Source organism: Deinococcus roseus (genome assembly GCF_014646895.1).
Classification (GTDB): domain Bacteria; phylum Deinococcota; class Deinococci; order Deinococcales; family Deinococcaceae; genus Deinococcus_C; species Deinococcus_C roseus.
Genome location: NZ_BMOD01000003.1, coordinates 300,445 through 322,117 on the forward strand (window position 1 = coordinate 300,445; position 21,673 = coordinate 322,117).

Annotated in this window: 20 protein-coding genes; 7 read left to right on the forward strand and 13 right to left on the reverse strand. The window is 56.3% G+C overall.

What is annotated here, in order from left to right; translation table 11 throughout:
• Positions 1 to 183 precede the first annotated feature (183 nt).
• The 9 genes from melA to IEY52_RS06895 all read right to left on the reverse strand — a co-directional run bounded on the left by melA (position 184) and on the right by IEY52_RS06895 (position 10,009).
• Complete coding sequence (melA, locus tag IEY52_RS06855; protein ID WP_189001694.1) at positions 184 to 1,521, reverse strand: alpha-galactosidase; 1,338 nt, start codon at positions 1,519 to 1,521, stop codon at positions 184 to 186.
• Between the two features lie 113 nt (positions 1,522 to 1,634).
• Positions 1,635 to 2,540 carry a 1-phosphofructokinase family hexose kinase gene (locus IEY52_RS06860; RefSeq protein ID WP_189001696.1) on the reverse strand — a complete coding sequence of 302 codons (906 nt, stop codon included), beginning with the start codon at positions 2,538 to 2,540 and terminating at the stop codon, positions 1,635 to 1,637.
• Complete coding sequence (locus IEY52_RS06865) at positions 2,537 to 3,391, reverse strand: class II fructose-bisphosphate aldolase (protein ID WP_189001699.1); 855 nt, start codon at positions 3,389 to 3,391, stop codon at positions 2,537 to 2,539. The genes IEY52_RS06860 and IEY52_RS06865 overlap by 4 nt, the downstream gene beginning before the upstream one ends.
• Positions 3,388 to 4,341, reverse strand: a complete 954-nt coding sequence (locus IEY52_RS06870) for an SIS domain-containing protein (RefSeq protein ID WP_189001701.1) — start codon at positions 4,339 to 4,341, stop codon at positions 3,388 to 3,390. The genes IEY52_RS06865 and IEY52_RS06870 overlap by 4 nt, the downstream gene beginning before the upstream one ends.
• Before the next feature lie 95 nt (positions 4,342 to 4,436).
• Positions 4,437 to 5,384 (reverse strand): N-acetylglucosamine kinase, encoded by a 948-nt coding sequence (locus IEY52_RS06875; RefSeq protein ID WP_189001703.1) that lies wholly within the window; start codon positions 5,382 to 5,384, stop codon positions 4,437 to 4,439.
• Entirely contained in the window at positions 5,384 to 6,649 is a 1,266-nt protein-coding gene (locus IEY52_RS06880; protein ID WP_189001705.1) for an ABC transporter substrate-binding protein, read from the reverse strand. The genes IEY52_RS06875 and IEY52_RS06880 overlap by 1 nt, the downstream gene beginning before the upstream one ends.
• 58 nt (positions 6,650 to 6,707) lie before the next feature.
• Positions 6,708 to 7,586, reverse strand: coding sequence for a carbohydrate ABC transporter permease (locus tag IEY52_RS06885; RefSeq protein WP_189001707.1), 879 nt, complete (start codon positions 7,584 to 7,586; stop codon positions 6,708 to 6,710).
• Positions 7,573 to 8,517, reverse strand: a complete 945-nt coding sequence (locus IEY52_RS06890) for a carbohydrate ABC transporter permease (RefSeq protein WP_189001709.1) — start codon at positions 8,515 to 8,517, stop codon at positions 7,573 to 7,575. The genes IEY52_RS06885 and IEY52_RS06890 overlap by 14 nt, the downstream gene beginning before the upstream one ends.
• A 37-nt stretch (positions 8,518 to 8,554) precedes the next feature.
• Positions 8,555 to 10,009 carry an endo alpha-1,4 polygalactosaminidase gene (locus IEY52_RS06895; protein ID WP_189001711.1) on the reverse strand — a complete coding sequence of 485 codons (1,455 nt, stop codon included), beginning with the start codon at positions 10,007 to 10,009 and terminating at the stop codon, positions 8,555 to 8,557.
• A 239-nt stretch (positions 10,010 to 10,248) separates the two neighbouring features.
• On the opposite strand from IEY52_RS06895, the gene IEY52_RS06900 reads away from it, so the two are divergent.
• Positions 10,249 to 10,482: a DUF8617 domain-containing protein gene (locus tag IEY52_RS06900; protein WP_189001713.1), complete on the forward strand. Its 234-nt coding sequence runs from the start codon at positions 10,249 to 10,251 to the stop codon at positions 10,480 to 10,482.
• Positions 10,483 to 10,634: 152 nt separating this feature from the next.
• Positions 10,635 to 11,414, forward strand: coding sequence for a carboxypeptidase-like regulatory domain-containing protein (locus tag IEY52_RS06905; protein ID WP_189001715.1), 780 nt, complete (start codon positions 10,635 to 10,637; stop codon positions 11,412 to 11,414).
• Between the two features lie 148 nt (positions 11,415 to 11,562).
• Here IEY52_RS06905 and thrS read toward each other — a convergent pair whose 3' ends face one another.
• A complete protein-coding gene (gene thrS, locus IEY52_RS06910; protein WP_189001717.1) occupies positions 11,563 to 13,449 on the reverse strand; it encodes a threonine--tRNA ligase in 1,887 nt (628 codons plus the stop codon).
• A gap of 283 nt (positions 13,450 to 13,732) precedes the next feature.
• Here thrS and IEY52_RS06915 point away from each other — a divergent pair, with 283 nt between their 5' ends.
• Positions 13,733 to 14,074 carry a VOC family protein gene (locus IEY52_RS06915; RefSeq protein ID WP_189001719.1) on the forward strand — a complete coding sequence of 114 codons (342 nt, stop codon included), beginning with the start codon at positions 13,733 to 13,735 and terminating at the stop codon, positions 14,072 to 14,074.
• A 51-nt stretch (positions 14,075 to 14,125) separates the two neighbouring features.
• Here the strand turns inward: IEY52_RS06915 and nagA are convergent, their stop codons facing one another.
• Both nagA and IEY52_RS06925 read right to left on the reverse strand, forming a co-directional pair.
• The gene (gene nagA / locus IEY52_RS06920; RefSeq protein WP_189001721.1) at positions 14,126 to 15,241 is read right to left on the reverse strand and encodes an N-acetylglucosamine-6-phosphate deacetylase; all 1,116 of its coding nucleotides are present in this window, start codon (positions 15,239 to 15,241) and stop codon (positions 14,126 to 14,128) included.
• The gene (locus IEY52_RS06925) at positions 15,238 to 16,032 is read right to left on the reverse strand and encodes a DeoR/GlpR family DNA-binding transcription regulator (protein ID WP_189001723.1); all 795 of its coding nucleotides are present in this window, start codon (positions 16,030 to 16,032) and stop codon (positions 15,238 to 15,240) included. Before IEY52_RS06925 ends, nagA begins: the two co-directional genes overlap by 4 nt.
• On the opposite strand from IEY52_RS06925, the gene IEY52_RS06930 reads away from it, so the two are divergent.
• The 4 genes from IEY52_RS06930 (at position 16,031) to IEY52_RS06945 (ending at position 21,189) form a co-directional block, all read left to right on the forward strand.
• Positions 16,031 to 16,264: a hypothetical protein gene (locus tag IEY52_RS06930; RefSeq protein ID WP_189001725.1), complete on the forward strand. Its 234-nt coding sequence runs from the start codon at positions 16,031 to 16,033 to the stop codon at positions 16,262 to 16,264. The two genes, IEY52_RS06925 and IEY52_RS06930, sit on opposite strands and share 2 nt — an antisense overlap.
• A gap of 165 nt (positions 16,265 to 16,429) precedes the next feature.
• The gene (locus tag IEY52_RS06935; RefSeq protein WP_189001727.1) at positions 16,430 to 17,701 is read left to right on the forward strand and encodes a spherulation-specific family 4 protein; all 1,272 of its coding nucleotides are present in this window, start codon (positions 16,430 to 16,432) and stop codon (positions 17,699 to 17,701) included.
• A 443-nt stretch (positions 17,702 to 18,144) separates the two neighbouring features.
• Positions 18,145 to 19,629, forward strand: a complete 1,485-nt coding sequence (locus tag IEY52_RS06940) for a caspase family protein (RefSeq protein ID WP_189001729.1) — start codon at positions 18,145 to 18,147, stop codon at positions 19,627 to 19,629.
• A gap of 264 nt (positions 19,630 to 19,893) precedes the next feature.
• The gene (locus tag IEY52_RS06945) at positions 19,894 to 21,189 is read left to right on the forward strand and encodes a diguanylate cyclase domain-containing protein (protein ID WP_189001737.1); all 1,296 of its coding nucleotides are present in this window, start codon (positions 19,894 to 19,896) and stop codon (positions 21,187 to 21,189) included.
• Between the two features lie 9 nt (positions 21,190 to 21,198).
• On the opposite strand, the gene IEY52_RS06950 is transcribed toward IEY52_RS06945, so the two are convergent.
• Positions 21,199 to 21,606: a hypothetical protein gene (locus tag IEY52_RS06950; RefSeq protein WP_189001738.1), complete on the reverse strand. Its 408-nt coding sequence runs from the start codon at positions 21,604 to 21,606 to the stop codon at positions 21,199 to 21,201.
• Between the last annotated feature and the right edge of the window lie 67 nt (positions 21,607 to 21,673).

Below are 21,673 nucleotides of genomic sequence, written 5' to 3' on the forward strand. Positions count from 1 at the left end.
TCAGGGGGAAAGCCATCAGCTGTCAGCCGTCAGCGGTCAGGTTGAATGGCAAGGGAGGTTCTACAGAAAAGACGGAAGTACAACAGGACAAATTTGACGGTTGGTGATGATCAGCATACCTTGCCCTCGGCTCTCGGCTCTCGGCAAAGGGCGTGGCATGTGTCGCCCCTGCAGGTTCTCGGCTCAATCGGCAAGTGCAGCCTTCGCCCCACCTGCCATAAACCGTGGCAAATACGCCTTCTGCGCCTCGGCCAGTTCATCAAAAAGGCTGCGGGCTTCAGAAAGGGAGCACACGGCAGCAGTGAGGGGGTCCAGCATCAGGGCGTGCACGGCGGCTTCACGGTCCTGTTCCAGCACGGCCTGCACGGCCATTTCATGGAAGGTCATGTGGGCACGGTCCAGTGCAGCCAGATGCTCAGGCAGGCGGCCAAAGTGGGTGGGTTGGATGCCGTTGTGGTCCAGCAGGCAGGCCACTTCCACACAGCCGCTTTGTGGCAGGTTCTCGATCAGGCCGGTGTTTTTCACATTTCCGTGAATGACCTGTGGGCGGTTCAGCGTGATGGCCTCGACCACCTGAGAGCCGAATTCGTGGCTGCGTTCCAGTTCCAGTGCCTCTGCCCCTTTTGCGATGGTTTCTCTGGCGTGCCTGTCGTGGTAGGAGCGCCAGTGGGGCCAGTGGTGGGCGTAATAGCCGCTTTCGCCGCGGTAGCCTGCACGGGTGTGCTTCTGGATCAGGTCGGGTCTTTTTCTGAAGTAAGGGGTGTATTCAGAGACATGCCCGCTGGATTCGGTGGTGAAGGCCCCCAGATGCAGCAGCATTTCAAACCGCACAGGGTCCTGCTCGTAGATCTTCGGGTTCTGGGCGACTTTGAGCAACTCCGGGTAAACGTCCTGCCCATCCACCTCCAGTTTGGTGAACCAGCTCAGGTGGTTGATGCCCCCGCACTGGTAACGCAGTTTCTGGTAAGGCACCCCGATGTACTCGGAGATCTGCTGGGCGGTTCCCTGCACGCTGTGACAAAGCCCAATCACCTGCAGGTCTGTGGCACGGGTGGCCAGCAAAACCAGGGCACTCATGGGGTTGGTGTAATTCATCACCACGGCTTTCGGGCAGAGGCGTTCAATGTCTTTCAGGATGGTCAGCCAGCTTGGGGCGGTGCGCAAAAATTTAAACAGTCCTCCCGGTCCGATGGTGTCTCCGATGCACTGGTCCACCCCGTATTTGAGGGGAATCTCGTAGTCATACTGCACGTTTTCCAGACCGGAAACCTCAATGCAGGAGATCACGAAATCTGTTCCGGGCAGGGCCTGCAGGCGGTTGGTGGTGGCCGTCACCCGGAAATTCTTGCCGGATTTCTGGACGGCCAGTTCTGCCAGCTGGTGGGCCAGTTCCAGCCTGACCGGATCAATGTCCACCAGGGCGAATTCGCCGGTGTCCAGCCCTTCAATGCACAGCACATCGGTGACCATCTGCTGTGCAAAAACGGCGCTTCCTGCGCCCAGAATGACGATCTTGTTCATGCTTCTCTCCTGTGAAAAAATCAGAACGGAGTGTCTGCTTGCTCTGTTCGGATGGTCCGGACACCTCGGGCCTCCGTGTGGTCTGGTGTTGTCTTTGCTGCGAAATCAGAACCTCAGGACAGTTGCAGGTTCTGGGTTTGCTGGTACAGCTCGGTGATGCCTTCACGGGTCACGAAAGCCGTTCCACCTTTGCGGGCACATTCTGCTCCGGCAGCCACACCCCAGCGCAGGGCATGCTCAGGGGCATAACCCTGTTCGGTGGCCCACAAATAGGCTCCCAGCAGGCTGTCTCCGGCCCCGATGGGGTTTTTGACTTTCACCTTTGGGGCCTGCACATGCTGAACGGTTTCGGTCACCAGTGCGGCTCCCTGTGCGCCCAGCGTCAGCAGAATGGGGGTATTAAAGGTCTGGTAGAGTTCAGAGGCAGCTTCAAAAGCCTCTGTCATGGTGCTGATGGGTGCTCCTGCAATGGCGGCCAGTTCATGCCCGTTGGGTTTGCACAGCAGTACCCCTGCAGAGAGGGCGAGGTCCAGGGCTTTGCCGCTGGTGTCCACCACGGGTTTTGAAGGCAAGCTGCTCAGGATGGCCCCGAAATGCTCTAAAGAATCTCCAGGGGGCAGGCTGCCGCAGATGGCCAGTTTCCCAGCAGGCAGTTTTGTCAGCAGCTTCTGCCAGTCTGCCTTGCCTACGGTTAAGCCTTTTTCATTGACTTCTGTGGGCTGGTCGGAACCGTCCAGCAGGATCTGGCATTCGCGGGTTTCTCCCTGCAATTCCAGAAAAACCCCATCCAGACCTTCCTGCTGCATCAAGTGGCGGAACTTCAGGCCGTTGAAGCCGCCCAGAAAACCGGCCAGCAACACCTCGCCGCCCAGCACCCGCACCACGCGGGCCAGATTGACCCCTTTTCCCCCGGCGTACTCAAAAGATTCCGTGACCCGGTGCAGGCTGTGGGGGGTCATTTTGCGGTCCAGGTGCAGCACCCGGTCAATGCAGGGATTGGGGGTGAGCGCGATGATCATAGAACCTGCCCACTGCTCCCAAACGTCTGAATCAGGGTGCGCACGCGCTGGGTCATCACTTCACGGGCATAACCCAGGTATTTGCGGGCATCGTACAGTTTGGGGTCTGCAAGCTGTTCCCGCACGCCACGGGTGAATTCCAGCATCAGTTCGGTGGCAACATTCACTTTGGAGATGCCTTCATGAATGGCAATGCGCAGGTCCTCGGGGGTGGCCCCGCTTGATCCGTGCAGCACCAGGGGAGCACCTGTCTGGTGGGAAAGTTCCCGCAGGTGGGAGATGTCCAGTTTTGCGGTTTTCTCGGTCTGTTTGTGGCTGGTCCCGATGTCTACAGCAACAGCATCCACCCCGGAGACCTTCATGAACTCGGATAGGGCACTGGCACTCAGGTGGGTGGCTTCGCGTTCGCCTTTCTGGGTGACTTCAAACTCGCCCTCCACGGCCACACCCAGAGCGTGGGCGGTCTTGGACAGCAGCTTCAGGCGCTTTGCGTTGCCGTCCAGGTCGAGGTCTCCGCCTTCCAGCATCACCATGTCAAAACCCAGGGCCACGGCGGTCAGGGCGCTTTCCAGGGTTTCGGCATGGTCAAAGTGCAGGATCACCGGAATGGAGGCGTGTTCCCTCAGGCTCTGGCAAATGGCGGTCAGGTGTTCCAGACCTGCGTACCTTGCGGCGTTCTCGGAGACCTGCAGGATCACAGGGGCTTTTTCCAGTTCTGCCGCCTGCACGATGGCTTCCGCAGTTTCCATGTTCACGGCATTGAAGGCCCCGATGGCGTAACGGTGCTCACGGGCGTGGGCCAGCAGCGCAGCAGCGCGGTTTTTGGGTTTCAGTCTGAGGGCCGCAGTCATGACAGCACCACCACTTTGGTCAGGTGACGGGGCTGGGTGGTGTCCAGGCCTTTCAGTTGCGCCACCCGTTCACCCATGAGTTGCAGCACAGGCAGGGCCAGCAGAGGGGCCACTTCGGGGTTTTCGGTGGGGTAGGGGAGGGAGAGGTCGCCAGGGCCTCCAAAACCAATCACCCTTGCCCCTTTGCTCTGCAGGTCTCCGGTCAATCTGGTTTCCAGGGCGTGCGTTTCAGCGTTGTACAGCAGCACAGTCAGGGTGCGTTCATCCACCAGGGTGATGGGGCCGTGGCGGTACTCCAGCGGGTGGTAGGCCTGGGTGTAACTGAGGCTCATTTCCTGCAGCTTGAGGGCACCCTCGTTGGCAATGCCGTAAAACTGACCTCCTCCCAGGTAAACAAAGTGGGAGCGGTCCTGCAACAGGCGGTCCAGCTGGGTGGAAGCTTCGTGCAGGAAATCCTCGGCCCGGTCCACATCTGCCTCCGAGACCTGGATTCCGGCCAGACGCAAAGACAGCAGGAGCATCAGGCTGGCAGAGGAGGTCATCACGATGCCCTCTCTGACGTGGGTGGCAGCGTAAACCGGGAAGTCGCTGATGCGCTCCAGGGTGCTGCCCTTTTCGCAGGTGATCCCGATGACGGGGTAACCTTTCACCTTGCTGTACTCCACGGCCTCGATGGTTTCGGTGGATTCGCCGCTGCGGGAGAGGGCCAGAATTTGCACGGTTTCAGGGGTGTAACTGCTGGCGTGATGGGTCCACTCGCTGCCTGCAACCGGCTGGGAACGGAACCCGTGGCGGTTCAGCAGTGCACTGGCGGTCTGGGCCAGGTAAAAAGAGGTGCCACATCCGACCACAATGGTCAGTTTTTCTGGATTGAGCACGGGAAGCTCGATGGCAAGGGCGGATTTCCAGAAGGAAAACTGTTCGTAAATGCTCTGTTCGGTGACGTTCATTGGGACTTCCTTTCTGAAGGTGAGACGCTGGAAGAGGAGGACCTTCAGGTGGGTGAAGGGGAGAGGTTCAAAGGGGAGAGGGTCAGGGTGAGGGGTTATCCCTTATAACCCACAGCGGAAACCGCATCCCGCACCCGTTCCAGAGGCCGGTCCCAGCCTGCTTTTTTCGCGGCGTGCCAGACGGCTCCAGAGAGGGGGCGAAGCAGGGGTTCTTGCAGGGTGCCTTCTGGGAGGGCATTTTTGACGCCTGAGAGCACCTGCTGGCTTTTGAAGAGGGATCCAGCGTAACTCCATTTCAGGTCGCTGTCCTGCAAGCCGAGTCTGGTCCAGGCGGTCTGAATGTGGCAGGCCAGATGGCTGCTGGCATCGGAAAGCAGCTTCTGGGCGGTGGGGTTTCCAGCCTGGGCCATGCGGTCCACCTGCTGGGCCAGTGCAGCGACCTGCGATCTGGGGTGGGTCAGGGTGTAAAACCAGGAGAGCAGGTCGGGTCCGGGATCTGCAGAGGGAATGCTCAGGGTTTCCAGCAAATTGGCCCTGAAAACCTCGTCCTGCAAGCGGCCATCCAGGGTCTGGGTCAGCAATGAAAGCGCCTGATGACCGATCCAGTGGGCGCTGCCCTCGTCTCCGATCTGTTCTCCCCAGCCTCCGACCCGAATGTGCTTCTGTCCGCCGCTGCCCCAGGCCATTGAGCCTGTTCCAGCCAGCATCAGAACTCCGGCCTGATCGCAGAACGCTCCTTCAAAGGCCACCTGCACGTCGTTGACCACATCATGGGGCACATCGGAAATCCAGTCCTGCACGGTCTGTTCCTGCTGTCTGGAGCAGGTGTCCATTTCGCCGTAACCGGGAAGCCCGAAGCAGGCAGAAACCAGAGAAACCTGTGGCAGGGCATTCAGGAAGCTGTTCAAGGTGTCCTTCCACTTTGCGTTGTCAAAAGGGTTGACCCCGGAGGTGTAGAAAGGCCCCAGCACGGAGCCTGTCTCGCTGAGCAGGAGGGCAGCGGTTTTGCTGCCACCCCCATCCAGCCCCAGCACGTAATCCATCAGTTGCTCCCGATCACTTTGCCCTGGTTCAGCAGGTTCTGCATGTCTTTGGTGGCGTTCTTGACGGCGTCTGCCACCTTGGCGTTGCCTGTCCAGACCAGGTTCATGCTGGTGTTCAGGGCAGTGAGCACTTCTGGCAGGTTCGACAGATTGCGCACATCGCTGTTGATGATCACGGAGTTTTTGAGCTGGTCAAACACCACGCCAGCATTGCGGCCAGGAAGGGCCTGCAGGTACTGGGTTTTGTACTGATCGGCCAGGGTGGGCAAGAGTCCCTTCTGGGCGATCATGCGCTGGGCCTGGGTGCTGGTGTTCAGCCATTCGATCAGCTTGCTGGCGGCTTCCTTGTTTTTGCTTCCAGCAGGCACCACCAGGGCGTGGGCACTGAAGACCGGGCGGGCAGGTTTGCCTTTCTGTAGGCTGGGGAAAGGAGCGTAAGCCCAGTCCAGATCGGGGTTCTGGGACCACACGGGCACCATCCAGGAACCTTCCACGAAGATGCCCACCTGTCCGGCCAGGAACTGCTGGTAGCCCTGCTGGCCCACATCTGCGGGACCTGCGCTGACCTTGTGCTTGTAGATCAGGTCGCTGAGCTTCTGGGCGGTGTCACTGAAGGTGCGGTCCAGGTTGGATTTGAAGGTCTTGCCGGACTTTTTGATCAGGCCTTTGCCGCCGTTGGAATAATAGAAGCTCATGCCGTATTCGAGGTCCACTTGCAAATCCTGGGCGTTGATGCCCCAGACTTTCTTGCCGTCTTTCTCGAAGGTGAGTTTCTTGGCTGCGTCCAGCATCTGGTCCCAGGTCCACTCTTTGGTGGGCACGGCCACGCCGCGCTCTTTGAACAGGGCACGGTTGATGAACACGGTGACCGCCTGGGGTCCGAGGGGCACCCCGTAAAGTTTGCCACCAACCCGGTAAGGATCCAGCATGTTCTTGTTGATGGAAGTGAGGGACTTCTCAGGCACCGACAGGGGAGCCAGAGCGCCCTGGGACTGGTAGAAGGGGAAGTTGTCCAGGTTCATCCACATCACATCGAAGGTGCTTCCCCCGGCGGTCATGGCGGCGGCTTTCTGCCAGTACACGCCCCAGGGCACCAGGTTGTACTCCACATCGATGGTGGGGTTGGCTTTCTCGAAGGCAGCAATCAATGCCTCGTCGGTTTTCTGGCGGGTGGCGTCCCAGGTGGCGTACTGGATGGTCACTTTCTGGGCGGATGCGACAGTCAGGGCCAGCAGGGACAGGGTCAGAACAGATGCTTTTTTCATGGGATGCTCCTTGTACGCTTTCATGAAGCGAATCGAAATCTTGACCGGGTGGAGGGTTTCAGCCTTTGATTCCGCTGGTGATGGCAGAATCGGTGAGGTAACGCTGCACGAACAGGTAGGCGAGGATGGTGGGCAGGCTGGCCAGGGTGGCTCCGGCCATCAGGACCGGGACGTTCACCGAGAACTGGTTTTGCAGGCTCAGCAGCCCCACCGGAAGGACCATCTTGTCCTGGGATTGCAGCACGATCAGGGGCCACAGGAAGTTCTGCCAGTTGCCCAGGAAGGCAAAGAGCCATGCGGCGGCAATTGCGCCTCTGGAAGCGGGAATGCCGATGTGCCACAGGGCGGTGAACCAGGTGCCGCCATCCACCAGAATGCTTTCTTCCAGGCTTTTGGGCAGGTTTCTGAAGAACTGGAACAGCAGGAACACCGTGAAGGCGTTGGAGATGCTGGGAATGATCAGGGCGGCGTAAGAGTCGTACCAGCCGAACTGCTTGATCATCAGGAAAGTGGGGATCAGGGTGACCTGCCAGGGCACGATGAGGGACAGGATGTGCGAACCAAAAAGCAGGTTGTTGCCCGGAAAGCGCAGTCTGGCGAAAGCGTAAGCAGCAGGAGCGGCGGTGATCACGTTCAGGCTGGCGATGGCCATGGAGGTCCAGACGCTGTTCCAGAACATCTTCAGGAAGGGGATGGTGTCAAAGAGCTGCTGGAAATTGGCGAGGCTCCAGCTTTTGGGAATCCACACAGGAGGCCAGGCGTAGGCTTCCACAGGGGTCTTGAAGGCGGTGAGGATCATCCAGAAGAAGGGCAGGAAGATCATCAGGGAGCCGATAGAAAGGGCGGCAATGATCAGAACGCGCCAGAGGGGAATTTTCACGGTGTTTTTGGCCTTTGAGGTGGTCACGGTCAGGTTCTGGCGGTTACTGTTGGTCATAGTTCACCCACTGTCTCTGCATGCGCCACTGAATCAGGGTCAGCACGATCAGGAAGATGGCGAGGATCCAGGCCAGGGCCGCGGAGTAACCGTACTTGAAGTACTGAAAAGCGGTTTTGTAGATGTAAACCGCAATGGTGGTGCTGGAATCTCCGGGTCCGCCGTTGGTCATCACCAGCACGGCATCAAAGACCTGGATGCTGGAGATCAGGGACAGCACCAGCACCAGAAAGATGGTGGGGCTGATCATGGGCAGGGTGATCCTGGTAAAAGCACTCCATCCGGTGGCTCCGTCCAGCTGGGCAGCTTCATACAGTTCCTTGCGAACGTTGGAAAGGGAGGTCAGGAACAGGATGATGCTGGTTCCAGAACCCTGCCACACCGAGAAGAGCGCAATGGCGGGCAGCACCCACTCGGGAGAGGCGAGCCAGCTGGGGCCTTTGATGCCAAACCAGCTCAGCATCAGGTTGATCAGACCCTGGGGGTTGAGGAGCAGTTGCCACAAGAGGGCCACAGCCACACCAATGGTCACCATCGGCAGGTAGTAGGTGGTTCTGAAGAAGGTTTGCAGCCAGCCTGCTTTGAGGTTGTGGATCAGGGTGGCAATGGCCAGGGAAACCGCGACCCCCAGTGGAACAGAGAGCAGCACGTAAGTGAGGGTGTGCTGCAACGAGCGCACCACCCGGTCATCGCTTAAAGCCGTCTGATAGTTCTGCAACCCTGAAAACTGGCTTTTGAAGTTCTCCAGGGTGGGCTGGGTCAGTCCGCCCCAGTTGGTCATGGAAATGCCCATGGAGGCCAGAATGGGGAACACTGCAAACACCAGAATGCCGATGGTGGAGGGCAGAATCAGGAGGTAGGCCAGCAGGGCCTCTTGCTGTCTCAGGTTGCTGAGTCTGGATCTGGGTTTTCGTGCGGGCTGGATCAGCATGTTTCCTCCTGTTTCGCCTGTCTTGAAGCTCCGGTCATCACAATTCGGGGATGTAGAGCTGGTCCAGCATCAGGTTGGCCACGTAGGGGATGAAGCCAAATTCCCGGGCACGCACGTAATCGTTGGTGATGGTGGCGGTGTCGTCCGGGTTGGCATAATCCTGGGCCAGCACCACCAGGCCGCGTTTGGCAAAGGAGGCCACGAAGTTGGGGTCTCCCTGCACGGCGTGGTATTCCTTCTTGTTAAAGTCCCAGGCGCTGGAGAAGCCTTCAAACATCACGGCGTCCACCAGTTCTGCGGTCTGCTTGAGCAGGGTGAAGCCCCGGTTCTGCACAATCACAGCGTTGGGGTAGGTTTTGCGCAGCTTGTCCACAGTGGCAACCAGTCCAGCAGCGGCTTGTGGGTAGAGATCTGCAGTGTCCAGGGTGTCCAGGAAAACCCCGTCATAGCCCTGTGCAATCAGCTTGCCTGCTTCACGGACCATGATGTCCTGCCATCCGGCTTCGCTGGCGTTGATGAACCTGGAGCCCCAGTTGGCATTGGTGCCCAGCACCCAGCTGTCCTTGACTTCGCTGGCCCACGCGCTGCCAGGATCCAGTTCCCCGATGCTCAGGTAGGCCACCACGCGGGTTCCGTTTTCGTGCAGGGCGGTCAGTTGTTCTTTGCTCAGACCGGGCTGGGTGATCGCCAGATCAAAGTTGCTCAGTTTGCTGATGGTTGCTGCGTCTTTGCCGTAGTAAGTGGCAAAAGAGGAGATGTCAGAAACACGGCTGACGATGGGGGTTGCCGTTTCCTGGGCAACCTGATATTTGGAGAGCAAAACCTGGGGATCCTGCTGGGTTTTGGTGAAGGCCAGAATGCCATAATTGGTTTCGGCGTTGAAGTCGCCACCCATGGGCCAGAGGGGGTATTCTCCGGCTTTCTGGTGCTCGCGGCCCACTTTCAGGTTCCAGGCAGTGCCGTCTCCTGCCTGAGCAAAAACGCCTTTGCCCAGTGGGAAAGCCGCTTCCACGATCCATCGGTTGTCTTCAATTCTGGAGGCGGTCTGGTACTCGGTGGTGGCAGTGTAGTTCTTGAAGCGCACCCCTGCAGGGCTGATGGCAAAGTGCTGACTGGTGGGCACCTTGTCGGTGCGGTTGGGCTCGAAGTAAATTTCCAGCACGTCATCGTTCCACCACTCAGGAGCGTCTTCGGCCAGTTTGGCCAGCACGGTTTCTTTTGCCTGATCAAACACCCCGACCAGGTACAGGTTGTTCTGGTCGTAAGCCACCTGAAAGTAGCCTTTGGATCCGACTGGAACAGAAGGGAAGCCGTTGGACATCTCGATGGTGTACCTGGGCAGGCCAGCCCAGTCGCTGATGTCGCCATCCACAGAAATGGTCTTTTCGGTGGCCTGGGCAATGTACTCGGGTTTCAGGTTCTGCGCACCTGCGAGGGAAAGAAAACAAGACAACGTGAGTGAACCGAGGCCGATCAGGGTTTTTCTGTGCATGGCTTCCTCCGGGAGACAAATGAATCCTGCGGCTGGACCGCTGGACATAAGGGAATTTCTGTACCCTCATCCTAGGGGAAAATTCAATCAAAGTCAATCACTATAGTAAGCGAATGTGATCATCTGGTGATCTGCCTTGGAGTGGTGTGAGTGAAAACCCTGAAATTGCTCTGGAGAGGTAAGCTGGAAGCCACCCAGAGTGTTCCTCTGGTGTTCAATTCACTTGCAGGAGGAGCACCATGCCAAAAATGCTGTGCAATTGCGGGAAAGTCCTGAGCTTCAGCCCCATTCCAAACCCCATTGAGTACCTGTTCATTTCGGATGTGGATTTTGATTTTTATGATGGCATGGCGGACACAGATGCCCTGTATGAGCGCTTTCAGCGTTTTGCAAAATGCCCGGATTGTGGACGGCTCTGGGTGTTCTGGAACGGCTTTTCTGAAATGCCCACTTCTTACCTGCCAGAAGCTTGAAGGTGGGTGATCATTGCAGTGAACTGGGCTTCTCTTTTGCTGCAGAAAAGCAATCATGCTCCAACCATCCCCCTGCAGGTACATTGATCAACAGATCGGCATGGGCATCCAGAACGGAAATCAAATGCCCTGCCTTGCAGCAAAGGATGACCATGAACCACGCCAGACCCATTTCAAATCTGATGATTGCCCTCGCCCTTTTTGGTTTGCCCCTGGTGGCCCAGGCTGCAGACAACACAAAACAACAAATCAAAAAGGGCTTCGTGACCGGAAAAGTGCTCAACGCAGACGGTCAGCCCATCCCCAATGCAGAAGTCATTGCAGACAACACCCTGTACTACAATACCAACGTGATTGGCTACACCAACGCCAGAGGGGAATACAGCCTGGACGTGCGGCAACCCTTGGGCACCTGGAACATCACCGCCAGAATGCGTCTGAAATACGAGGGCACCACCGTGGATGTGGACCTGATCCCCGAAAACGAGCAACTGGTGGCCGGAAATGTGGGTGGGGTGCGCAATTTTGTGTTCAGACCTGCCAACACCACTTATGGCAACCTGGGCATCGTCAATGTTCGCATGGCCCTGGGCTTCTATGCTGAACCCAGCCAGATGAAAGTCATCCTCAAACCCGTGGGCAAACTGGCAGACGGCACCACCGGAAAAACCCGTGAAGCCACCCTGGACAACACCGGAGATGGCTACATCGTCAAGAACGTCATGTACGGCACCTACGAGGTGACCATCACCCTGAACGGCAAACCCCTGTATGTGCGCAAAGCCCAGAGCAGTGGCGGCCAGCTCAAATTCACCCAGAAAAGCTTCAAAGGCGGCTTCTGGAAGGACTTTTATGCTTTAAGGCCCACCATGTTCCTGGAAATCAGCGACGACGATTGCCCGGACATCCTGCAGGAATGCCAGGGGCAATGAAGCATTCAGCGGTCAGCCATCAGCAAAAGCCCTGAGAAACCTCAGGGCTTTATTTTGTTCAGAACATGGGTGGGTTTCTTCTCGCTGTGAACTGTGAACTGTGAACTGTAGACTGTAAACTTCTTCACTGCCAGTTGCAATGCAGCACTTAAAAATCGCTCTGAAAAAGCATCCGGTCCACAGAGGCCGCTTTCAACTTTTCCAGCAGGGCTTCAACAGACAGCACCTGCTGTTCCTTCACGCCCCGTTCCCGAACACTGACCTGATTCTCCTGCTGTTCCCGGTCTCCGACCACCAGAACCAGGGGGATTTTTTGCAATTCAGCATCGCGGATTTTGGCCTGCATGCGTTCACCCCGGAGGTCCACCTCTGCACGGTACTGGTTGGCTTTCAGTTGATTGGCGAGTTTCTGGGCATGTTCAATGTGTCGGTCTGCAATGGGAATGATTTTGGCCTGCACCGGAGCAAGCCACAACGGAAATTCTCCGGCGTAATGCTCCAGCAGCACCCCAAAAAAGCGTTCCATGCTGCCAAACAAGGCCCGATGCACCATGAAAGGCCGCTTTGCCTGCCCATCTTCTGCAATGTATTCCAGATCAAAGCGCTCTGAGAGGTTGAAATCAAACTGGATCGTGCTCAGTTGCCATTGCCTGCCCAGGGCATCCTTGACTTTCAGGTCGATTTTGGGACCATAAAAAGCCCCTCCGCCCTCGTCGATGTCATGAGGCAATCCTGCCTGCTGCAGGGCTTTTCTGAGGCTTTCCGTGGCCAGTTCCCAGTCTTTTGCCTCTCCTACAGCGTCGATGGGCCTCGTGGACAGGTAAGCCGTGAAATCCGAGAGCCCGAAACTTCGCAGCACGAACAGTGAGAATTCCAGGGCTTTTGCAATTTCTGCCTCTGCCTGCTCGATGGTGCAGAAAATGTGGGCATCGTCCTGCGTGAACCCCCGAACCCGCGTCAGGCCATGCAGTGCTCCAGACAGTTCATATCTGTAAACCGTGCCAAATTCTGCGTACCGGAGAGGCAATTCCCGGTAAGAGCGCTTCTTGTTTTTGTAGATCTCGATGTGGAAAGGGCAATTCATGGGTTTGGCGTAGTAAGCCTCTCCATCAATGTCCATGGGGGCATACATGCTGTCACGGTAAAAATCCAGGTGCCCGGACGTTTCCCACAACTGTGCCCGCCCGATGTGGGGGGAAATCACCCAGTCGTAGCCGTTCATCAGGTGGGCTTTGCGGCTGAATTCCTCGATCAGGAGGCGAACCATGGCCCCTTTTGGCTGCCAGAGGATCAACCCCTGTCCGACCTCCTCCGAGACCATGAACAGTTCAAGCTGCTGGCCCAGTTTGCGATGGTCCCGCTTTTTTGCTTCTTCCTGTTGCCAGAGGTGATGCTCCAGTTCTGCCTGGGAACGAAATGCAACCCCATATACCCGTTGCAGCATGGGTCTGCTGGAATCCCCTTTCCAGTAAGCCCCGGACACATGCGTCAGTTTGAAATGGGGTGGGATCAGACCCGTGGAAGGCAGGTGCGGCCCCCTGCACAGATCCAGAAAATCCCCCTGCTGGTACAGAGAAATGACAGCATCCTCTGGCAGTCCATCCAGCAATTCCAGTTTGAAACGCTGCGCTGCCAGTTTTTCTTTTGCCTGACCTCTGGACACTTCAAAGCGCTGAAAAGGCAGGTTCTGCTGGACGATCTGCTGCATTCTGGCTTCCAGCACAGGCAGGTCTTCAGGTTTCAAGGGTTCAGGAAGCCCAAAGTCGTAATAAAAGCCATTCTCGATCACCGGGCCAATGCCAAATTGGATGTCCTGACCTGCATGAAGGTGCTGCATGGCCTGGGCCAGCACATGGGCCAGCGAATGCCTGAAAAGCTGTGCGGCTTCAGGATCATCCAGCGAAAAATACTGCACCTCTGCGCCTTCAGGAAGGGGCTTGAGCAGGTCGTAAACCTGGGAGTTGATCAGGGCACCCATGGCCTGGGAAGGGACGTTCTGGGCGATTTCAGCGTTGTTTCTAGCGTTCACACTCATGTCAGACCTCCAGAAAAACAAAAAAAACCGGCCTGTGCACCAAACGCAGGCCGGGGGATCACCAAATCAGCTTTTACGCCCTGGTGTCCCCCTGCATGGTGGTGGTGGTCAAGTTCCGGTTCATCTTCTCTGGAGTGTAAGGGGGTGATGTGGGTGGGGTCAAGTAGGCCAGATGGTCGGGGTGAAACAGGAGGAGAAATTTTAGAATGAATCTGGAAAGCCATTCTCAAACTTCCTTCCCTCATCTGGATGGGTCCATTGCCCATCCCTGAAAGGACAGACCATGAAACTCAATCACCTCACCCTGCTGGTGGAAGATGTCGCTGGCACACGTGATTTTTTGCAAAAGTACTTTGACATGAAAGGCATGGGCAAACCCACCGATCACATGTCCTTCCTCACCGATGACCAGGGCATGGTGATGGGCCTTTTCAAATCAGAAGGGGCACAGTATCCAGAGGGTTTCCACATAGGGTTCATTCAGCCCACTGCAGAAAAAGTCAATGAAATCCACCAGCGCATGCTGGCAGACGGTCTGCAGGCAGATGCCCCACGAAAACTCCACGGTTCCTGGACGTTTTATTACCGCTGTCCGGGAGGGTTTCTGGTGGAAGTTTTGCACTGAGAAAGCAAGAACAAAAAGGGGAAGGTGGTTCAGACCTTCCCCTTTTTGTTTTTATTTGGGAGTGGGTTGTCTCAGAACCTGCTCTCCTGCGACAAAAACCCCAGTGACTTCCAGATCAGGACCGAGCACCACCAGATCCGCATCCCAGCCAGTCTGAAGTTCTCCTTTGTTTTGCAGGCCCAGATAACGTGCTGGGTTCCTGGAGGTCAGCCTGGAAGCATCCTCCACGGTAAGACCACACTGGACAGCATTCCTGAAGGCCTGGTCCATGGTGAGCACGCTGCCTGCCAGAGAGCCTGAAGGCAGTCTGGTCACCCCATCTTTCACCAGAACCTCCTGACCTCCCAGATCGTAAACGCCATCTGGCAGGCTTGCAGCACGCATGGCATCGGTGATCAGCAGGGTTTTTTCAGGTTTCAGCAGGGTCAAAAGTTTGAAACTGAGGGGGTGCACATGGTGGAAATCCAGAATCACCTCGGTGTGCACGCCTTCGCTGGTCAGGACGGCCCCCAGCACGCCCGGTTCCCTTCCGGTCAGGCCTCCGGTGGCATTGAAGGTGTGGGTGCAACTGCTGGCCCCCAGGCTTACGGCTTTCAGGGCGTCTTTTTCATCTCCAGCGGTGTGGCCCAGACTGACCCTCACTCCGGCCTGCACGAACTGCGCGATGGCCGTTTCGGCATGGTTCAGTTCTGGTGCCAGGGTGACCACCCGGATGTTGCCTTCATTCAGCGCAGCTTGCACCAGATGTGATTCAGGTTCCAGGGTGAAATCGGGCTGTGCACCCAGCCGGTATCTGGAAATGAAAGGCCCTTCCAGATGGGCACCCAGAATGTGTGCAGATCCTGCTGATCTGGTTCCAGATGCCGTTTTGATGTCCTGCAGCACCTTCAGCACCTGTTCCCAGGGCCGGGTCATGGTGGTCGCCAGCAGGGAAGTGGTGCCGTGTTTTGCATGAAACTGGGCGGTGCCCTCAATGCCTTTCAGCCCATCCATCACATCATAGCCACCCCCGCCATGCACGTGCACGTCAATGAATCCGGGCAACACAAAAGGCTGAGGTCCAGAGAGGGTTTTTTCCTCGAAGGCCAGAATGTGCTGGTCAAAGTGCAAGGTGCCTGTTCTGAAGCCCTGAGGGGTCAGGATGTTGCCGGTGATGTACTGCTTCACCCGGCTTCACCCACCGCCTGCACGGTCAGGCTGGCCCTTTCCAGTTGCACACCCTGGTCGGTGATTTTGCGGACCACTTCGTCTGGCAGGTGGTGGTCGGTGATGATGCGACTGAGTGCAGAAAGCTCTGCCACCCGATAAGGGGCAGTCCGACTGAACTTGCTGGAATCTGCCAGCAGCACTTTTTCTCCGGCGCGTTCCAGCATCTTGAAGTTCAGAGAGGCCTCTGCTGCGTCCAGTGTGAACATCCCGTGTTCAATGCGCACGGCACTGGTGCCCAGAAAGAGCATGTCAAACCAGAAATGTTCCAGCATGCGTTCGGCGTAAGGGCCAACATTGGAGAGGTTTTCGGGGCGGATTTGCCCTCCGAGCAGCATCACTTTCACATCGCCCACCCCGATCAGTTCCTGGGCCACACTGATGCCGTTGGTGATCACAAAGAGGGGCAGGGGTTGCATCTTGAGGATGCGGGCCAGTTGCAGCACAGTGGTTCCCGCATCCAGAAACACGGTCATGCCGCTTTTCAGGTGGGCAAAAGCCGCTTCTGCAATGGCCCGTTTTTCTTTGAGGTACTGGTGTTCCCGGACCTGAAAGGCGATTTCCACCCCGTTCTCACTGGTGAGGGTGGCCCCACCGTAGGTGCGGGAGATCAGGCCGTCTTCTTCCATCTTGACCAGATCCCGGCGGATGGTGGCAACGCTGGCTCCGGTGTGGTCTGCAAGTTCCTGGACACTGGCGGTCCCGTGGGAGTACAGGTATTGCTGGATTTTTTTCAGGCGGATTTCGAGCATGGGGGTCCTCGATCAGGGGCTGGGTTTTTCCCAGCATAAGCGGATTTTTGGTCAAAGTCAATCAAAGATTGATCGAGATTTGAGAAGGATTGAGGGTTTTTCTGATCGAAACCTGAAAAAGCAAAGCCGATTTTTCGGCTTCTGCAGGTGGATGGTCTTGCCTGATGTGATGATTGAGAAAATCAGTTGGATGAAAAAATCAATCAAGAATCAAAAACAATCAATCAAGTGATTGACTTTGATTTATTGTTTATGTACAGTGAGGGGGTCCCACAACTTCCCCCCCTGATTTCCCTGCATTGCACCATCTGCTTCTGGGCTGCTTGCTGGCTGGGCTGTTTTGCTGATCATGCAGTCACGATGTGATTCTGCTTCAAAGAAAGGACCTCAGAAACCCATGCGCAAATCCCTTTTGATGTCATCCCTGGCCCTGCTCACCGCCTGCTCTGCTTCGCTGGCCCCCACCCACCAGGCCGCTGCCGTACAGAAGCAGCGTCTGGAATCCAGAATTGGAGTGATCAGCTACTGGGGCACCGACACCAGCCTGTACAACCAGTTGCCCACCAATTCCATTGCCCTGATCAACCCGGACAGTGGCATTTTCCAGGGACAGACCACAACTCTGGTCGGCAACGTCAGCACCTTCAAGAGCATTGTGGACACCCAGAACGCCAGAGGGGTCAAGATGCTGGCCTACGTGCCCACCGGCTATTTCAACCACACCTGCAACCAGGCAGGCGTGTGCCAGACCTGGGCCAGAATTGAAGCGCAGGTGCAGGCCTACTTCCAGCAGATGCCCAACCTCAAAGGCATCTTCTTTGATGAAGCCGCCCCCTCCAACTGGAACTGCAGCGCCTTTGTGAACGAATACCAGCAGCTTCGCACCATCGTGAACCGCTACAAATCCGGTGCCATCATCGCCTACAACGCTGGCGTGCCAGACAACTGCGTGGTGGGTGGTGTGAATGCTGGGGAAATTGCCGTGCTCTTTGAATCCGACATGGCTGCTTATGCAGCACAGGCCCAGAGCATCACAGACTCCACCAGCGCAGCCCACGCCAAAGGGGCACTGGCCTGGCATCTGGTGTACTCGGTGCCCACCCAGACCGATATGGAACGCATCGCGGAAGATGCCAAAAACCGCAACGCAGATTACGCCTACATGACCAGCATTGGCGGAGACTGGCAAAACGGAGACAACACCTGGGGCAGCCTTCCCCCATACTGGACCCGCGAAACCCAGGTGCTGTCTGGAGGTACCACTCCACCTCCCACTGGAGGGGTCAACTGGGGCAACCTGAGCAACAAACTGGTCAACAGTTCCAGCCAGCTTTGCCTGAAAGGCATCAGCACAAGGGTGGAACAGCAGGCCTGCAACAGCGTGACCGCCTGGACCCTCACCTATCAGAATGCTTCAGGCAATTACTATCAGCTGAAATACGGCATCAACTGTGCCTACATCTCGGCCTCCAATGCCAGCACCGTGTCCTGGGGAGCCTGCACCCAGGGAGACCGCCAGCTCTGGGCCATGCAGGAAAGCGCAGGTCTGGTGTACTTCACCTCCAAAACCAATGGCAGGGCCCTGACCGTGGCCAGCAACAGCGCAGGAGCCCTGGTCAGTGCCCAGACTTACTCTGGAGCCAGCACCCAGAAATACTATTTTCAGTAAACACCAGTTCCAGCAAAAACCCTGAAGAACCCACCCATCAGGCACCCTTTCAGAGGGTGCTTTTTGTTTTGTATGGGTGCTTTTTGCCCCTGGCTTCTGGCAGTCCCTCAATTCCTTCTGCTTTCTGCTTTTTGCCCTCGGCGCTCGACCCTCAGCATCTTTGCCTTCTGCTTTTTGCTTTTTCACCCCAATGTTGTGACCAGAAAGCCCACCTGACCCACAAAAATTGTGCATGATCGGATTCAGGAAGCACAATGGATGAATGCTGTGGAACTTTGCTGAAGGTGCCCCCGTACTTTTTCCAGTTGGCCCGAAATCTGAGGGAAGGGATTCCTGCTGTCAGGTTTCAGCTGGCGTTTCTGTCTGGGTTTTCTGCTTTAATAAGAGCACGCCTGCCCAACCTTCAATCCAACACTTCAGCATGTCCACCACGGGAGGGACCCATGAATTTGAAAGCCCTGAACCTGAAGACCCTGGGCGCTCTGGCCTGTATGGGGCTCAGCAGCATTGCTTTTGCCGAAAACCGCGCACTGCTGGTCGGTCTGGCAGAATACAAAGACCCCAAAGCCAACCTGCGCGGTCCAGAAGTGGACGTCAAACTGATCGGCGAAGTGATTGGCGAACTGGGCTTCAAGCCGGATCAGGTGCACACCCTGATGAACCAGCAGGCCACCCGTGCCAACATCCTGAACCAGATGCGCACCTGGCTCACCGAAGGGGTCGGCCCCAATGACAAGGTGATCTTTTACTACAGCGGTCACGGTGCCCAGGTCAATGACCGCAGTGGTGACGAGGCAGACGGCTGCGATGAGAGCATTGTCCCTTATGACCTCAACCTGATTCTGGACGATGAAATCCAGAATGTGCTGGATGGCGTGAAGGCCAGAGAAGTCCTGGTGATGTTCGACAGTTGTTTCAGTGGCACCGTCACCAAGAGCCTCTTTGACATTGATGAGGATGTGGATGCAGATTCCAAATTCTGGGAGAAGTCCAGCACCGGCTGTGGGCTGGCCAGCAACAAGGATTTCACCCTGGACGATGGTGCCCTGGATGCCAGCAAAGCTGCGGAGAACCAGCGGTACATTGAGTTCAGCGCTGCTGCGGAAAACCAGGTGGCCCTGGGTGCACTCAGAAAAGGGGAGGGCAGTGCCTTCACCCAGGCGGTGTACAACGGTCTGTCCACACTGCCCAAACCCATCAGCTTTGAAGCCCTCAGAAATTACGCCGTGGATTGGATCAAACAGCGGGCCAAATCCAAAGCCCACACCCCCCAGCTCACCGGTCCAACAAAATGGCTGAACAGCGATTTCTTTGCTTTTGGAGATGCAGATGCTCCGCCTCCTGTGGCCCCTCCACCCACCGTGCAGGCGGCCAACAGTGCTGCAGACCTTTTTGACCAGCTGGTGAAAAAGACCCAGTTCAAAGTGGAAGCCCTGCCCAGCCAGCCTTCCTACAAGCTGGGAGAGCGCATCTCCATGAAAGTGCGCAGCAGCAAAGCCGGATACCTGAACATCATCGAATTTGACCCGGATGGCAGTCTGGTGGTGGTGTTCCCCAACAAATACAACGACAAAAACCAGGTGCGGGCCAATGAAGTGATCACCCTGCCCGGTCTGCGTTACGGCAATTTTGATTTTGTGGCTGTGGAACCTGTAGGCAAAAGCCGCGTGCTGGCCCTGGTGACCAGCCAGCCCCTGAATTTGCTGCTGGAGAATGTGGGCAACCTGACGGGCCTGTTCAGGGTGATGTCTGATCAGGACACCCCTGTGCTTTCCACTGCCGTGGCACGGGCCATTGGGGTGTTTTCTCCTCCTGCAAACCCAACAACCAGCACCCCACCTGCAAACACCAGCAGCCCTGTTTCTGAAGACAAGAAACCCCAGTATTACTTTGGCGCTGCAGAATTGGTTCTGGAAACCACCCGTTGACCTGACACCTCTGACATGTCTGACCCTGTCCCGCCACTGGCGGGATTTTTTTGCAATCCGATGTGCAGGCATTTGCAATCAACTTCTGAAGTCAAAATGAGGTTTTGTATTTGCTGCTGAGCCCCGGCTGTTTTTATGGGAGACCCATTTGAGAATGTTATCGCAATCCTCAAGATTCGGGATTTCCCTTATGGCCATTCTTTCACCCTTCTCCTCAGGGTTTCTCCTAACATGAAGCAAATTAAGATTGATGGAGTTGATATCGTGCGCGTTGCCCAATACACCATCACCCAGGAAAAAAGAATTGACCGGCTGTTCAGCTTCTCCATACTGGACACCCTGGATGAAGATGTGTTCAATAAAATGGCTGAAGATCTGGCCTTCATTTTAAACCTCAAGGGTGTGCTGATCAGTTTCATGAATCCTGGACGGGAATGGATGCGCATCTGCTCTTTCTGGCCTGAGGGCGATCCCCAGAGCCTGCTTTTGTTGTGCGACCAGATTGTGCATCAGGGACAGACCGTGGTGGTGTCGGATGTGCAGGAACCTGGACGGTACCGCCTGAATTTGCCTGAGGTGCCTCAGGTGCAGGCTTTTCTGGGGGTGCCCCTGATCACCCCAGATGGCTACCGTGTGGGGGCCATCCTGGGGGTGTGCCATGAACCCCATGTGTTCAGTTGCCGGGACATCGACATCATGCAGCGCTTCTCGGCGCGTGTGCTCAGTGAACTGGAGCAGCGTTTGCTCAGGTCAGAGTTCGAGCAGATCAATGAGGACCTGCACACCATCATGGCAGGCTCTCCCAGTGGCTATGTGTTGCTGGACGATCAGGGCAAAATCATTGGTTTGAATCCAGCGGCTGAACGCATCACCGGGCTGGTGTGGCAACAGGGAGAGGTGTTCAACTGGAAAGCCCTTAAAAAAGACCACAAGGTGTCCAGCAGCAGAGAAGAAGCGGTTTATTCCCGCTGGGTGGGGCAGGGCTGGTTTCAGGTGAGTCGGATTTCCATGCCCAGAGAAGACCGCACCCTGCTGGTTTTTGAAGACATCACCGACCATGTGGAATACCAGCTTTACCTGCAAGACATTGCTTTTAAAGATCAGGTGACAGCCACCGAGAACAGGAATGCCTTTTATGCCTATTTGCGCAGCCGTTTCCGTTCTGGACCGTTTGCTGTTGCCTTTCTGGACCTGGACCACTTCAAGGCAGTCAATGACAATTATGGTCACCAGGCCGGAGATGCTGTGCTCAGAGAGGTGGCAGACAGGCTCAAGCATGCTGTGCGCACGCAGGACCGGGTGTACCGTCTGGCTGGAGATGAATTCACGGTGATTCTGGGAGGAGACGTGTCTGATGAGACGCTTTCGCAGATTGCAGACCGCATCCTGAGGGTCATGCAGGATCCCTTTGAAATTGAAGACCAGAACATCCAGCTTGGGGTCAGTGTGGGCCTCACCCGGGCCATTGCAGGCGAAAGTGTAGACGACCTGCTCAAGCGGGCAGACAGCCTGATGTACGAGGTGAAGCAGTCTGGGCGCTTCAATTACCGTCTGGGCTGAGAAAGAAGTTCAACAATCCAACGCCAGATGAAAGCGCACATTTTCCTTCAGGCAGACTTCCAGCACTTTCTGAAGTTCTTGCAAATCATCCAGCACGTCTTGCCTTCGGAATTCTTCGAAATCCAGTTCTGGCTGGTTTTGCAGGGTGTTCACCAGGCTTTGCACGGTTTGCAGGCCCTGTGCCGGATCAAACCAGACGGCATCTGGGTTTTCAGGTGCTTCTTCAAACTCCTCCGGGTCTTCGTCTGAAAATTCCTCCAGCATTTCTGAGACATCCAGAAAAGTGAGCAGCACAGGAACCTGTGCAGCTTCAGAAAGCCGGTCCAGCTCATCCATGACGTGGGCCATGGCTTTGCCGTTGACAAAAGGATCGATGGACAGGGGCTTTTCTGGAACAATAAAAAGGGCAAGGCTCATGGGTTCTCCTCAAACAAAAGATGGTTTGATTGCCCGCTCAGTATAGCAGACTTCTTGAAAATGAACA

Excerpts from the sequence above, each read along its gene's own strand:
- melA (WP_189001694.1), bottom strand. The coding sequence starts at position 1,521 with ATGAACAAGATCGTCATTCTGGGCGCAGGAAGCGCCGTTTTTGCACAG.
- IEY52_RS06860 (WP_189001696.1), bottom strand. The coding sequence starts at position 2,540 with ATGATCATCGCGCTCACCCCCAATCCCTGCATTGACCGGGTGCTGCAC.
- IEY52_RS06865 (WP_189001699.1), bottom strand. The coding sequence starts at position 3,391 with ATGACTGCGGCCCTCAGACTGAAACCCAAAAACCGCGCTGCTGCGCTG.
- IEY52_RS06870 (WP_189001701.1), bottom strand. The coding sequence starts at position 4,341 with ATGAACGTCACCGAACAGAGCATTTACGAACAGTTTTCCTTCTGGAAA.
- IEY52_RS06875 (WP_189001703.1), bottom strand. The coding sequence starts at position 5,384 with ATGGATTACGTGCTGGGGCTGGATGGGGGTGGCAGCAAAACCGCTGCC.
- IEY52_RS06880 (WP_189001705.1), bottom strand. The coding sequence starts at position 6,649 with ATGAAAAAAGCATCTGTTCTGACCCTGTCCCTGCTGGCCCTGACTGTC.
- IEY52_RS06885 (WP_189001707.1), bottom strand. The coding sequence starts at position 7,586 with ATGACCAACAGTAACCGCCAGAACCTGACCGTGACCACCTCAAAGGCC.
- IEY52_RS06890 (WP_189001709.1), bottom strand. The coding sequence starts at position 8,517 with ATGCTGATCCAGCCCGCACGAAAACCCAGATCCAGACTCAGCAACCTG.
- IEY52_RS06895 (WP_189001711.1), bottom strand. The coding sequence starts at position 10,009 with ATGCACAGAAAAACCCTGATCGGCCTCGGTTCACTCACGTTGTCTTGT.
- IEY52_RS06900 (WP_189001713.1), top strand. The coding sequence starts at position 10,249 with ATGCCAAAAATGCTGTGCAATTGCGGGAAAGTCCTGAGCTTCAGCCCC.
- IEY52_RS06905 (WP_189001715.1), top strand. The coding sequence starts at position 10,635 with ATGAACCACGCCAGACCCATTTCAAATCTGATGATTGCCCTCGCCCTT.
- thrS (WP_189001717.1), bottom strand. The coding sequence starts at position 13,449 with ATGAGTGTGAACGCTAGAAACAACGCTGAAATCGCCCAGAACGTCCCT.
- IEY52_RS06915 (WP_189001719.1), top strand. The coding sequence starts at position 13,733 with ATGAAACTCAATCACCTCACCCTGCTGGTGGAAGATGTCGCTGGCACA.
- IEY52_RS06930 (WP_189001725.1), top strand. The coding sequence starts at position 16,031 with ATGGGGGTCCTCGATCAGGGGCTGGGTTTTTCCCAGCATAAGCGGATT.
- IEY52_RS06925 (WP_189001723.1), bottom strand. The coding sequence starts at position 16,032 with ATGCTCGAAATCCGCCTGAAAAAAATCCAGCAATACCTGTACTCCCAC.
- IEY52_RS06935 (WP_189001727.1), top strand. The coding sequence starts at position 16,430 with ATGCGCAAATCCCTTTTGATGTCATCCCTGGCCCTGCTCACCGCCTGC.
- IEY52_RS06940 (WP_189001729.1), top strand. The coding sequence starts at position 18,145 with ATGAATTTGAAAGCCCTGAACCTGAAGACCCTGGGCGCTCTGGCCTGT.
- IEY52_RS06950 (WP_189001738.1), bottom strand. The coding sequence starts at position 21,606 with ATGAGCCTTGCCCTTTTTATTGTTCCAGAAAAGCCCCTGTCCATCGAT.